Here is a 12,459-nt window from a genome sequence, read left to right as displayed (position 1 = left end):
TTCTCGCATGGCCACTTGTGATGCTGATAATCTTTTTGACTATCAGTCCGTACTCACAAGCACCCACACGAATTGCTTGATTCGATTTGTTAAAGAGCGTTTGGTTAAGAGCTTTTCGTCTCAACCGAGGCGCGCATTCTACGCTTTCCTCAGAGCCTGTCAAGCGTTTATTTTGAAGTTTTTTGCGAGAAACTCGTTTAGCTTCAAACACTTGGCTCGCTGCGATCTCTCGTAGCGGGAGGCGAATCATACAGCGTTTAAAACCGCTGTCAACCACCATTTCAACCGCTTGCGATCATTTGATCGTAGCCCTTTCAACGCCACCTTAACTATTTAACTCATTGAATCTCAAGGAGTTTTTCGTTCCGATGTCGCTGGAAGTGGGGCGCATTATAAGGGGATTCAAAAGCGCGTCAACCCTTATCTTCAGAAATGTTTCAAACTGCCCTACCCCGCCCACGGGCGAACTTGGGCAGAGCACGCGTAATAGCCGGAATACGCAGCAGCATCAGTAAAGTCCCAACCCCTGCGTAGATCGCCCACTCCCTGAGGTCCGAGCGCACGATCCACAAAAAGTGCAGCAACCCCAAGCCAAGAATCACGTACACCAACCTGTGCAACTTTTTCCACCTGGCCCCCAACCGCCTCTGGCTGTAGCGATTCGAGGTCACCGCCAAGGCCAGCAAGCCGAGAAACCCCAGCGCCCCCACAATAATGTAAGGCCGCTTACGCAGCTCCACCGCCAGCTGTCCCCAATCCAGCCCCAGAATAAAGAAAAGGTAGGCCAGGATGTGCAGCACGATGTAAGCAAACACCCACAGCCCCAGCTGCCGACGCACCACGACCCAGCCCGACCAGCCTGTCAGCTTCTGTAGCGGCGTCATGCTCAAGGTTACCAGCAGGAAAGTGAGCGCCCCGAGCCCAAGACGATCCATCATGACCTTGCCGGGGTCCGGCCCCAGCAGATTCATCGCTGCCTCATACAACCACCACGCCGGGAACAGGCACCCCACAACGAAGATGGCCAGGCGAAACCAGGGATAGCGCATCAATAGTTCTTCCGCAGATCCAGCCCGCTGTACAGTGAAGCCACTTCATCAGCGTAGCCATTGAACATCTGTGTTTCACGCACATTGGGGCTGAACAACCCGCTGGGCAAGCGCCGCTCACGCGCCTGGGTCCAGCGCGGGTGGTCGACCGTCGGGTTCACGTTGGCATAGAAGCCGTACTCATCCGGCGCCAACCCTTGCCAAGTGGTCGCGGGCTGTTCAGCCACCAGGCTGATGCGCACGATCGACTTGATGCTCTTGAAGCCATACTTCCAGGGCACCACCAACCGCAACGGCGCACCATTCTGGTTGGGTAACACCCGCCCATACATGCCCACCGCCAGGATCGCCAGCGGGTGCATTGCCTCATCCAGCCGCAACCCCTCTCTATAAGGCCAGTCGATCAGGGCGAACCCGGAGCGCTGCCCCGGCAGATGCTGCGGGTCTTTCAATGTCTCGAAGCGCACGTAGCGCGCCTTCGAAGTCGGCTCGACCTGCTTGAGCACCTGCGCCAAGGGAATGCCCAACCAGGGAATGACCATCGACCAGGCTTCGACGCAACGCAACCGGTAGATGCGCTCTTCAAGCTGATAGGGTTTAACGAAGTCTTCCAGCGCATATCGGCCTGGCTTACCTACCTCACCATCCACTACAACCGACCATGGCTCGGTCTGCAGGCTGCTGCCATTAGCCGCCGGGTCGCCCTTGTCGGGGCCGAATTCATAGAAGTTGTTGTAGTGGGTGGCATCCTTGAAAGGCGTGATCGCCTCCCCCTGCACCGTCACAGCCTGCCAGTGAGCAGAAGAAAGCTTGTCACTGAACCAGCCTGGCGCCTTGCCTGCCTCGACATCGGCATATCGACTGGGCTCTGCCGCCAGCCCCATGCGCGGTAACGCACCCAGCGCCAGGCCGGCCAACGAGCCACCCAGCAGGGTGCGACGGGAAAGGTAGATGCCTTCGGGGGTGATCTCCGACGCCTTGCACTCGGAAGACCTGGGAAGCTTGATGAGCATGGGCGGCTCCACAGCACTGGATAACGGATGTACCAGTAAGACTATGGAGCCGGAGGGTTATTCCAGCATTAAGCGATTTTTACGCTTTGCGCCGGCGCGCCTTCAACAGGAACTGGATCGGCCCCGATGCCGCATAGGCGAGGAAGATCAGCAGCAGGATGCGCGGTGGATCGCTGAATACCACGGCAAACACCAGCACCACCGCCAGGATGGCCACGAACGGTACGCGCCCTTTGAGGTCCAGCTCCTTGAAGCTGTTGTACTTGATGTTACTGACCATCAGCATGCCGGCAGCCGCTACCAACAGCGCCACCAGGAACGACAGCTTGGAGCCCTGGATGCCGTAGTCGCTGAACGCCCACACGGTACCCGCCACCACACCTGCGGCAGCCGGGCTGGCCAGGCCAATGAAGTAGCGCTTGTCGGCGGTGCCGACCTGGGTATTGAAGCGTGCCAGGCGCAGCGCTGCACCGGCCACATAGATGAAGGCGACCATCCAGCCGACCTTGCCCATGTCACCCAGCGCCCAGCCGAAGGCCAGCAAGGCTGGGGCCACGCCGAAGGCAACCATGTCCGACAGCGAGTCGTACTCGGCGCCGAAGGCACTCTGGGTATTGGTCATGCGCGCAACGCGGCCATCCAGGCCGTCGAGCACCATGGCCACGAAGATGGCGATGGCGGCAAAGGCGAAGTACTTGCTCGCCTCACGCGGGTCACCGGCACTCAGGGCGCTCTGCGCGCTCATCGAGCTGATGATGGAATAGAAACCGGCAAACAGGTTGGCGGTGGTAAACAGGTTGGGCAGCAAATAGATGCCGCGGTGACGCACCTTGCGCCCTTCGGCGTCATGCCCTTCTTCAACGTGCTCATCGACAGGTAGCAGGCTTTCGGCGTCGGAGGGCTTGTTCGGCTCTTCGGGACGTTCGCTCATGGAGGGTACCTTGCAACAGGATGGAAAATGTTCGACACGGGCCTGCGAAACAGGTTCTGACGGCAGGCCACTGGTCTGCTTTATACCAGAAGCGGACTGCCAGAACGAAAAAACGCGGCCGAAGCCGCGTTTTTAATCTTTCGATAAGACTTAGTTCTTGGTCTTGTCGACGATTTTGTTAGCCGAGATCCACGGCATCATCGAACGCAGTTGCTCGCCGATGATTTCGATGCCGTGAGCGGCGTTGTTGCGGCGCTTGGCGGTCATCGATGGGTAGTTGGTAGCACCTTCGGAGATGAACATCTTCGCGTATTCGCCGTCCTGGATGCGCTTCAGGGCGTTGCGCATGGCCTTGCGGGATTCTTCGTTGATGACTTCCGGGCCAGTGACGTACTCACCGTATTCGGCGTTGTTGGAGATCGAGTAGTTCATGTTGGCGATGCCGCCTTCGTACATGAGGTCAACGATCAGCTTCAGCTCGTGCAAGCACTCGAAGTAGGCCATTTCTGGCGCGTAGCCAGCTTCGACCAGGGTTTCGAAACCGGCTTTGACCAGCTCGACGGTACCGCCGCACAGAACGGCTTGCTCACCGAACAGGTCGGTTTCGGTCTCGTCCTTGAAGGTGGTTTCGATGATGCCGGTACGGCCACCGCCAACGCCCGAAGCGTAGGACAGGGCGACGTTCTTGGCGTTGCCCGAAGCGTCCTGGTAGATAGCGATCAGGTCAGGGATGCCGCCGCCTTTGACGAACTCGGAGCGAACGGTGTGGCCCGGGGCCTTCGGCGCGATCATGATCACGTCGAGGTCGGCACGTGGCACAACCTGGTTGTAGTGGATCGAGAAGCCGTGCGAGAAGGCCAGGGTAGCGCCCTTCTTGATGTTCGGCTCGATCTCGTTCTTGTACAGCGCGCCCTGGAACTCGTCCGGGGTCAGGATCATGACCAGGTCAGCCGCAGCGACAGCGGTAGCAACGTCAGCAACTTTCAGGCCGTGGGCTTCAGCCTTGGCAACGGTAGCCGAACCTTTACGCAGACCGACAGTAACGTCTACACCGGAGTCCTTCAGGTTGCACGCCTGAGCGTGGCCCTGGGAGCCGTAACCGATGATGGCGACTTTCTTGCCCTGGATGATGGAAAGGTCGCAGTCTTTATCGTAGAAAACTTTCATGAAAATACCCCTGGTTATATCTCGGCCCCTGCGGAGCCATCGCTAATTTTTGAATTTAGATGCTGAGCACTTTGTCGCCACGGGCAATGCCGGTAACGCCGCTGCGCACGGTTTCGAGAATCGATGCAGTGCCGATCGCCTGGATGAAGCTGTCCAGTTTGTCGCTGGTACCGCTCAGCTGTACGGTGTACACGCTGGCGGTTACATCGACGATCTGGCCACGGAAGATATCCGTGGTGCGCTTGATCTCGGCGCGCTGGGCACCGGTGGCCTTGACCTTGACCAGCATCAGTTCACGCTCGATGTGAGCGCTTTCCGACAGGTCGACAAGCTTGACCACTTCGACCAGCTTGTTCAGGTTCTTGGTGATCTGCTCGATCACTTCGTCATGGCCAACGGTGGTCAGCGTCAGACGCGACAGGGTCGGGTCTTCGGTCGGCGCCACGGTCAGGCTTTCAATGTTGTAGTTGCGCTGGGAGAACAAGCCGACCACGCGGGACAGAGCACCGGGTTCGTTTTCCAGCAGCAGGGAAATGATGTGCCGCATATCAGGTACGCTCCGTCTTGCTCAGCCACATGTCACGCATCGAGCCATCCTTGATCTGCATCGGATAGACGTGCTCACTGCGGTCAACCGCGATGTCGATGAACACCAGGCGGTCCTTCATCGCAAACGCTTCTTCCAGCTTCGGCTTGAGGTCCTTCAGGCTGGTGATGCGGATACCCACATGGCCATAGGCCTCGGCCAGCTTGATGAAGTCAGGCAGCGATTCGACGTACGAGTGCGAGTGACGACCGTTGTAGGCCATGTCCTGCCACTGGCGAACCATGCCCAACACACCGTTGTTCAGGTTGACGATCTTCACCGGCAGGCCGTACTGCATGCAGGTGGACAGCTCCTGGATGTTCATCTGGATGCTGCCTTCGCCAGTCACACAGGCGACGTCCTGGTCCGGGAAGTTGAGCTTGACGCCCATCGCCGCCGGGAAGCCGAAGCCCATGGTGCCCAGGCCACCGGAGTTGATCCAGCGGTTCGGCTTGTTGAAGCGGTAGTACTGCGCCGCGAACATCTGGTGCTGGCCCACGTCGGAGGTGACGAAGGCATCGCCATGGGTCACTTCGCACAGGGTCTCGATGACTTTCTGCGGCTTGATGACGTTGCCGTCGCCCTTGTCGTAAGGGAACAGCTCGCCATTGCCACGCCATTCGTCGATCTGCTTCCACCAGGCATCCAACGCAACCTTGTCAGGCTGCTCGCCGATTTCCTTGAGGATGCCGAGCATTTCGCTGAGCACGCTGTCGACCGGCCCTACGATTGGCACGTCGGCCTTGATCATCTTGGAGATCGACGCCGGGTCGATGTCGATGTGGATGATCTTGGCGTTCGGGCAGAACTTGGCCGGGCCGTTTACCACGCGGTCGTCAAAACGCGCGCCCACGGCAAGGATCACGTCGGCGTTGTGCATGGCCATGTTGGCGGTGAAGCTGCCGTGCATGCCGAGCATGCCGAGGAACTGGCGGTCGGTACCCGGGAAGCCACCGAGGCCCATCAGGGTATTGGTGACCGGCAGGTTCAGCGACTTGGCAATTTCGGTCAGGGCTTCGGAGCCACCGCCGAGGATCACGCCACCGCCGGAGTAGACGATCGGGCGCTTGGCCGCCAGCAGCATTTCGGCAGCCTTGCGGATCTGGCCGGAGTGGCCACGGACCGCCGGGCTGTAGGAACGCAGCTTGACCTTTTTCGGGTAGACGTATTCGAACTTCTCAGCCGGGTTGGTCATGTCTTTTGGAATGTCGACCACGACTGGACCTGGGCGACCGGATTGCGCCAGGTAGAACGCTTTTTTCAGAACTTCCGGGATCTCGGTCGGGTTCTTGATCATGAAGCTGTGCTTCACGATCGGCCGCGAGATACCGATCATGTCGGTTTCCTGGAAGGCATCGGTACCCACCATGGTGCTAGGCACCTGACCGGACAGGATGACCATCGGAATGGAGTCCATGTAGGCGGTGGCAATGCCGGTAATGGCATTGGTCGCGCCCGGGCCGGAGGTTACCAGCACCACACCGGCCTTGCCGGTGGCGCGGGCGTAGCCGTCCGCCATATGGGTTGCCGCCTGCTCGTGACGAACCAGGATGTGTTCCACTTCCGGTTCTTTGAACAATGCGTCGTAAACATGCAGGAGAGCACCACCAGGGTACCCGTAGATGTGCTTAACGCCTTCGTCACGCAAGAAGCGGACGACCATCTCAGCGCCAGATAAAAGCTCCACGTTGTTCACCTCTAAAACGCCAGAATACCGCCCTCACTGGACGGGTCTTAATAGGTTTACTGCCAAGCAGAGCATGAGCGAACGTCAGCACTGACTGAGCAAGTATTGGGAGCACCCCAGAGTGTTGCGGGGTTTTCCCACCCAGCGCGAGGTAACGCGTTGCGGGGTGTAACAGGTCGGTGCGGGTGTGCACCTCATGATCTGCTTAGCGGGTCTGCTTCTGGCAGTCCCTCTACAGCGGAAGTTGGATTCTTGTGATTCGGCGCCAACAAGTCAAGAAAAATTATTGCCAATTTTTCCCCAAGATGAATTCCTGCCACCACTAAAAATCGCTTCAGCAGCAGAATTAATAAGATTTCCCAAAAAAAGGGCCACAATCTGCGGCCCTTGAAGGAAAAACTGAAGAAATCAGGCGGAAGGAGCGATCAATTGGTCAAAAGCTGCCAACAGGCGGCGAAGCTCACGACTTTGCTCCGGGCGGTCGGTAAACACGGTTTCGGCCATGACGAGAATGCTCGACGCGTTGGGCAGCGGGTGGCCCAGCTCGATGATGATCTTCATGCGGGGCAGGAAGATCCATTGCAGCCATTGCTCGAAACTGAGGGTATCGACGGCGAACGGCACGGTACTGGCCAATGCCTCGTCGCTTGGCGGTTCGTCATCCCACCAGCCTTGCACCTGCAGCTCTCGCTCGATCAGCAACAGGTGGTCGGCAATGTCCAGAATGCGTTGCTCGATCATTACGAATTGACCCGCGCTTTTTGCCGAGCCAGTGCGGCACCCGCGCTGTCACCCTGCTTTTCACGGGCCTGGGCGATGGTGTTCCACAGCTCGGCCTGCAGGCTTGGGCGGCCGTTGGCGTAAGTGAGCGCGCGGCGCGCCAGCTGCTCGGCCTGCGCCGCATCACCCTGCGACAGGCGCACCTGGGCGAGGCGGTACAACACCTGCGGCTCGCGCGGGGCAATGCGTTGGGCACGCTCCAGGCTAGACGCGGCGCCGTTGAAGTCGCCACTGCCCTGCTGGGTCTTGGCGGTGGTCAGCAATGCCAGTACCGGGCCGTCGAGTTGCTCGTCGGCAGACAGCCCGCCGCCAGCACTGCTGCGCGGAATGCCGGTTGGCGCGCTGGTGCTCTGCGGGGTGCTGTTCATCGCGGCGATGTCGAACGGTTCGTCGGCGATCGGGTTTGGATTGGTGGTCATTGGCGCCGAACTTACCGGGCCTGGGGTAATCGGGCCAGGTGTGATCGGCGAGGTGCTGATTGGCGCCGCACCATTGGCCGCCGGGAACGTCTGGATGCCCGAGGCGCCAGCGCCCTGCGGGATCATCACGGTGACGCCAGAATCCTCGGGTAGCGTCTGCGCCTGGGCGGTGCCCGTGTTATAGCCACCCGCCGTGCGGTTGGCTGTTACGCGTTCGCTGTTGGACACGCGGGTGCTCGAATCGACCACCGGAATATTGCCGCGCGGGACGCTGGAGCACCCCTGGAGCACTGCCAGCGCCGTCACGGCAGGAAACAGCCACTTGTTCACGTCACACCTCATCAATGCAGCCTGTGCTTAGTTCATCCAGCCCTTGACCCAGTCCATGACCGATTCGACTGGGTCCTGCTCGCCGCCACAGGTCGCGCCGGCGGGGGGCTCACTGCCGCGAATATACGGCATCTGCACCGCTCCCGGACAGCTGGCATCAGACCCATGACCCGTGTACGGGTCGATCCAGGCCTGCACCACGTTGTCCGGCTGCGGCATGTCCAGCGGCAGCGGGTCGGCCTTCTTCATGAAGCTGGTCCAGACCTGCAGGGCACCGGTGGCACCGGTAAATGGCGTTTTGCCATTATCGTCACGGCCCATCCACACCACGGCCAGCAGGTCCTGGCTGAAGCCGGAGAACCAGCTGTCGCGCGAGTCGTTACTGGTACCGGTCTTGCCCGCCAGGGTCAGCGAGCGTGGCAGGGTGTTGTACACGGAGCGCCCGGTACCTTCACGCATCACCCGCTGCATGGCGTTCTGCACCAGATAGATGGCGCCCGGGTCGAAGGTTTGCTGGATCTGGAACGGGTAGCGCTTGAGCGGTTCGCCTTCGGCAGTGAGCACGCTGCGGATACCGCGCATCGGTGTATTGAAGCCGCCGTTGGCGATGGTCTGGTACATGGTCGCAACCTGCATCGGCGACATGCCACCGGCACCCAGCAGCATGGCCGGGAAGGCTGGCCAGTCGACATTCACCCCCAGACGGCCGATGGTCTTGATCACGTTGGGCACGCCCACTTCCAGACCGAGCTTGGCGGTCGACAAGTTGTACGAGTTGGCCAACCCCTGATACAGGTAGATGGTCCCGTGCGGGCGGCGGTCATAGTTTTGCGGGCGCCAGACCTGGCCGTCGGCACCTTTGACCGAGAATGGCTCGTCCTGCACCCAGCTGGTCAGGGTGTACTTGCTCGGCTGCTCCAGCGCCGTCAGGTACACCGACGGTTTGACCAGCGAGCCGATCGGGCGCACAGCGTCGATGGCCCGGTTGAAGCCGGCGAAGCCTGCCTGGCGGCTTCCGATCAGGGCTTGTACTTCACCGGTTTCCGGGTTGGTCACGACCATTGCCGACTCCACCTCGTCAGCGCCCTTGCGCCCCGCCAGGCGCTTGAAGGTCTCGTTCATCGAAGTTTCGGCCTTCATCTGCAGGATCGGGTCGAAACTGGTGAAGATACGCAGCCCTTCTTCGGTCAAGTCTTCGTCGCGGTAGTCCTGGCGCAACTGGCGCTTGACCAGGTCGAGGAAGGCCGGGAACGAGCTGTCGGCCAGGCTGCCACGCTTGGTCACGCCCAGCGGCATCTTCTTCGCTGCATCGACTTCTGCCTGACTGGCCACGCCTTGCTCGGCCACCAGGTCCAGCACCAGGTTACGGCGGGCCAGGGCGCGGTCAGGGTAACGCCGTGGGTTGTAGTAGGACGGGCCTTTGACCATGCCTACCAGCAAGGCGATCTGGTGCAGTTTCAGCTCCGACAGCGGCTGGCTGAAGAAGAACTGGCTGGCCAAACCGAAGCCGTGAACGGCACGCTGGCCGTCCTGACCGACGAACACCTCGTTGAGGTAGGCCTCCAGGATTTCGCGCTTGTCGTAGTGCAGCTCCAGCAGCACCGCCATCATCGCCTCGGTCAGCTTGCGGCTGAGGCTGCGCTCGCTGCTGAGGTAGAAGTTTTTCACCAACTGCTGGGTCAGGGTACTGCCACCCTGGCGCATCGAGCCGGACGAGGTGTTGACCCACATGGCCCGGGCGATGGACTTGGGCGACACACCAAAGTGGCTGTAGAAGTCGCGGTCTTCGGTGGCCACCAGGGTTTCGAGCAGGTACTTGGGCACCTGGTCGATCTTGATCAGGATGCGGTCTTCGAGGTTTTTCGGGTAGATACCGCCAATCATCAGCGGCTCCAGGCGCACCACATCCAGTGCCTTGCCGTTGGCGCCGGAAAGGCCCGCCACGTAATCGCCCGAGAAACGCACGCGCACGAACTGCGCCGGCTCCATGCCCTCGTAGAACTGGAAGCCTCGGGTATTGAGGTCGACGGTATTACCGTTGATCGCCGCAGCACCCGGGCCGTTGGCCGCACTCTCACGGCGGTAACCGAGCGCATCGAGCTCGGTGAGGAAGTCGTTCTTGCTCAGTTTCTGGCCGGTGAACAACTCCAGTGGCCGGGCATACACCTTGGCCGGGATGGTCCAGCGCTTGCCGGAGAACTTCTCCTGCACAACGGCATCGAGGTAAACCGCGAAGCCGGCAACGATCACCAGGCCTACCAGGCTGAGCTTCAAAGCCCAGCCCAGCCAGGCGCGGGAGCGGCCGGTCGGGCGTTTCGGAGGGGTACGGGGATTTCGGGTTCGGGTCATGGCGGCGGATTATACGCACTTTATAAAGGCTGGGCAGACGGCCCGGCGGTAGGCAGGGACGGCACCATTGACCATAATGGCGCATTCGAATTCCCTTGCCCCGGAAGGATTTGCCGTGAGCCAAGCTCTTATCACTGCGTTGCAGAACCCAGCCCTGTACCCTCACCCTGTGGATGGGTTCCAGCTCATCGAGACGCATATCTCCTGGGTGCTGCTCACCGGCGAGTATGCCTACAAGATCAAGAAACCGATGAACTTCGGATTCCTCGACTTCACCAGCCTGGACCAGCGCCAGCATTTCTGTAACGAAGAGTTGCGCTTGAACCAGCGCATGACCGACGGCCTTTACCTGGAAGTGTTGCCGATCACCGGTAGCGTCGATGCGCCGCAGATCGGTGGCGAAGGCGAGGCCATCGAATACGCGCTGAAGATGCGCCAGTTCCCCCAGGGGCAGATGCTCAGCACCCTGCAGGCCAACGGCGAACTGAATGCCGCGCACATCGACCAGATGGCCCGGCAAATCGCCGAGTTCCACCTGCAGACCCCCAAGGTATCTGCCGACCAGCCCTACGGTTCGCCTGAAAGCGTCATGGCTCCGGTCGAGCAGAACTTCGAGCAGATCCGCCCATTCCTCACCGACAAGGCGGACCTGCTGCAACTGGACAACCTGCAAGCCTGGGCGCGGAGCAGTTTCGAGCGGCTGCAAGGCCTGTTTGCCTCACGCAAGGCCAATGGTTTCACCCGCGAGTGCCATGGCGACATCCATCTGGGCAACGCCACCCTGATCAACGGCCAGGTGGTGATCTTCGACTGCATCGAGTTCAACGAACCGTTCCGCAAGACCGATGTCTGGGCCGACACCGCCTTCCTCGCCATGGACCTGGAAGACCGCGGCCTCAAGTGCCTGGCACGACGCTTCATCAGCCAGTACCTGGAGCTGACGGGGGATTATGAAGGCCTGGAAGTGCTCAACTTCTACAAAGCCTATCGCGCCCTGGTACGAGCCAAGGTCGCGCTGTTCAGCATGCCGGCCAATGCCGATGGCGTACAACGGGCCACCACCCTGCGCACCTACCGCAACTACGCCAACCTGGCAGAAAGCTACAGCGCCATTCCTTCGCGTCTCCTGGCCATCACCCATGGCGTTTCGGCAGTGGGCAAGAGCCATGTAGCAATGCGCCTGGTGGAGGCCTTGGGCGCCATTCGCGTGCGCTCTGATGTCGAGCGCAAGCGTCTGTTCGGTGAACAACAGCAGGCCGACGCTGGCCCGCTGAGCACCGGTATCTATGGCCAGGACGCCAATGTAGCGACCTACCAGCGCCTGCACGAAGTGGCGGCAGCCGTGCTGCGTGCCGGTTTCCCGGTGGTACTGGATGCCACGTACCTCAAGCGTGAGCAGCGCCAGGCTGCGGCCGACGTTGCCAGCCAGACCGGTGTGCCATTCCTGATCCTCGACTGCCACGCCCCGGATGCGGTCATCGCCAGCTGGCTGGAGCAGCGCCAGGCGCAGAACAGCGACCCGTCGGATGCCACGCTGGAAGTGGTCAAGGCGCAACAGGCCAGCCGTGAGCCGCTGGATGGACAGGAGCTTGTGCAAAGCACCCAGGTCGATACCCAGACCGCCGGCAGCATGGACCAGGTGATCGAGCAGATTCGCCAGCGCTTGCCTGGGCTGTAAGTTCGCCGCTTTCATGTGCCGGCCTCTCGCGGGTTTACCCGCGAAGAGGCCGGCACATGCTCCTCAAGGCATCTCGTCACCCCCGATGGCAAAAGGCCGCGCATTTCCCAACCCCCGCTACACTCCTCTCTGACCTGCTCGCGATTTATCCCCCAGACCCGTTCAGCCATCGCAAGGAGGCTCGATGAACGATGAATTGCAGCATCTGAAGAACCTTGGCAAGACCTCTGCGCAGTGGCTGCACGCAGCCGGCATTCACAGTGCATCGGATTTGCGCCGCCTGGGCGCGGTGGGTGCGTACCAGGCCGTGAAGACACGAGGGTTTCGCGCATCAAAGGTGCTGTTGTATGCCATTGAAGGCGCCCTGCTGGACATGCACTGGAACGATTTGCCGCTCGAACGCAAAGAAGCACTCAACCAACAACTCGACGCGAAGAACCCTCCGCAAAAAAATCCAAAATAATCGTGAA

General features: G+C 60.4%; 12 protein-coding genes. 2 read left to right on the top strand and 10 right to left on the bottom strand.

The annotated features are described in order from the left end of the window. The 10 genes from D906_RS26680 to mrcB all read right to left on the bottom strand — a co-directional run. Positions 1-280, bottom strand: a 280-nt coding sequence (locus D906_RS26680) for a hypothetical protein (protein ID WP_218279161.1), incomplete at its 3' end; no start/stop codon positions are given. A gap of 157 nt (positions 281-437) precedes the next feature. After that, positions 438-1,049, bottom strand: coding sequence for a protein-methionine-sulfoxide reductase heme-binding subunit MsrQ (gene msrQ / locus D906_RS09360; RefSeq protein ID WP_019099848.1), 612 nt, complete (start codon positions 1,047-1,049; stop codon positions 438-440). Beyond that, entirely contained in the window at positions 1,049-2,062 is a 1,014-nt protein-coding gene (gene msrP / locus D906_RS09355; RefSeq protein WP_019099849.1) for a protein-methionine-sulfoxide reductase catalytic subunit MsrP, read from the bottom strand. The genes msrQ and msrP overlap by 1 nt, the downstream gene beginning before the upstream one ends. A gap of 79 nt (positions 2,063-2,141) precedes the next feature. After that, a complete protein-coding gene (gene pssA / locus D906_RS09350; RefSeq protein ID WP_003250045.1) occupies positions 2,142-2,993 on the bottom strand; it encodes a CDP-diacylglycerol--serine O-phosphatidyltransferase in 852 nt (283 codons plus the stop codon). Positions 2,994-3,143: 150 nt separating this feature from the next. Continuing rightward, positions 3,144-4,160 carry a ketol-acid reductoisomerase gene (gene ilvC / locus D906_RS09345; protein ID WP_003250043.1) on the bottom strand — a complete coding sequence of 339 codons (1,017 nt, stop codon included), beginning with the start codon at positions 4,158-4,160 and terminating at the stop codon, positions 3,144-3,146. Between the two features lie 55 nt (positions 4,161-4,215). Beyond that, positions 4,216-4,707 carry an acetolactate synthase small subunit gene (ilvN, locus tag D906_RS09340; RefSeq protein WP_003250040.1) on the bottom strand — a complete coding sequence of 164 codons (492 nt, stop codon included), beginning with the start codon at positions 4,705-4,707 and terminating at the stop codon, positions 4,216-4,218. 1 nt (position 4,708) lies between these two features. Beyond that, positions 4,709-6,433 (bottom strand): acetolactate synthase 3 large subunit, encoded by a 1,725-nt coding sequence (locus tag D906_RS09335; RefSeq protein WP_026020528.1) that lies wholly within the window; start codon positions 6,431-6,433, stop codon positions 4,709-4,711. 408 nt (positions 6,434-6,841) lie between these two features. Continuing rightward, on the bottom strand, positions 6,842-7,174 hold the full coding sequence (locus tag D906_RS09330; protein WP_019099850.1) for a YqcC family protein: 333 nt from the start codon (positions 7,172-7,174) through the stop codon (positions 6,842-6,844). Then, positions 7,174-7,974, bottom strand: coding sequence for a M48 family metallopeptidase (locus D906_RS09325; RefSeq protein ID WP_033694522.1), 801 nt, complete (start codon positions 7,972-7,974; stop codon positions 7,174-7,176). The genes D906_RS09330 and D906_RS09325 overlap by 1 nt, the downstream gene beginning before the upstream one ends. 15 nt (positions 7,975-7,989) lie before the next feature. Further along, positions 7,990-10,311 carry a penicillin-binding protein 1B gene (gene mrcB / locus D906_RS09320; protein ID WP_016712058.1) on the bottom strand — a complete coding sequence of 774 codons (2,322 nt, stop codon included), beginning with the start codon at positions 10,309-10,311 and terminating at the stop codon, positions 7,990-7,992. A 115-nt stretch (positions 10,312-10,426) separates the two neighbouring features. On the opposite strand from mrcB, the gene D906_RS09315 reads away from it, so the two are divergent. Next, on the top strand, positions 10,427-11,989 hold the full coding sequence (locus D906_RS09315) for a bifunctional aminoglycoside phosphotransferase/ATP-binding protein (RefSeq protein ID WP_028614202.1): 1,563 nt from the start codon (positions 10,427-10,429) through the stop codon (positions 11,987-11,989). Between the two features lie 184 nt (positions 11,990-12,173). Continuing rightward, positions 12,174-12,452, top strand: a complete 279-nt coding sequence (locus tag D906_RS09310) for a TfoX/Sxy family protein (protein WP_016712060.1) — start codon at positions 12,174-12,176, stop codon at positions 12,450-12,452. The last annotated feature ends 7 nt before the right edge of the window (positions 12,453-12,459 follow it).

The sequence above is a fragment of the Pseudomonas sp. LAIL14HWK12:I1 genome (genome assembly GCF_003202095.1).
GTDB classification, from domain to species: Bacteria; Pseudomonadota; Gammaproteobacteria; order Pseudomonadales; family Pseudomonadaceae; genus Aquipseudomonas; species Aquipseudomonas monteilii.
The sequence above is the reverse complement of the archived record's forward strand: the minus strand, read 5'-3'. Positions and strand labels throughout refer to the sequence as shown.

Coding starts and splice junctions, on each gene's coding strand:
- ilvC (WP_003250043.1), bottom strand. CDS start 4,160: ATGAAAGTTTTCTACGATAAAGACTGCGACCTTTCCATCATCCAGGGC.
- mrcB (WP_016712058.1), bottom strand. CDS start 10,311: ATGACCCGAACCCGAAATCCCCGTACCCCTCCGAAACGCCCGACCGGC.
- D906_RS09325 (WP_033694522.1), bottom strand. CDS start 7,974: ATGAGGTGTGACGTGAACAAGTGGCTGTTTCCTGCCGTGACGGCGCTG.
- ilvN (WP_003250040.1), bottom strand. CDS start 4,707: ATGCGGCACATCATTTCCCTGCTGCTGGAAAACGAACCCGGTGCTCTG.
- pssA (WP_003250045.1), bottom strand. CDS start 2,993: ATGAGCGAACGTCCCGAAGAGCCGAACAAGCCCTCCGACGCCGAAAGC.
- msrP (WP_019099849.1), bottom strand. CDS start 2,062: ATGCTCATCAAGCTTCCCAGGTCTTCCGAGTGCAAGGCGTCGGAGATC.
- D906_RS09330 (WP_019099850.1), bottom strand. CDS start 7,174: ATGATCGAGCAACGCATTCTGGACATTGCCGACCACCTGTTGCTGATC.
- msrQ (WP_019099848.1), bottom strand. CDS start 1,049: ATGCGCTATCCCTGGTTTCGCCTGGCCATCTTCGTTGTGGGGTGCCTG.
- D906_RS09310 (WP_016712060.1), top strand. CDS start 12,174: ATGAACGATGAATTGCAGCATCTGAAGAACCTTGGCAAGACCTCTGCG.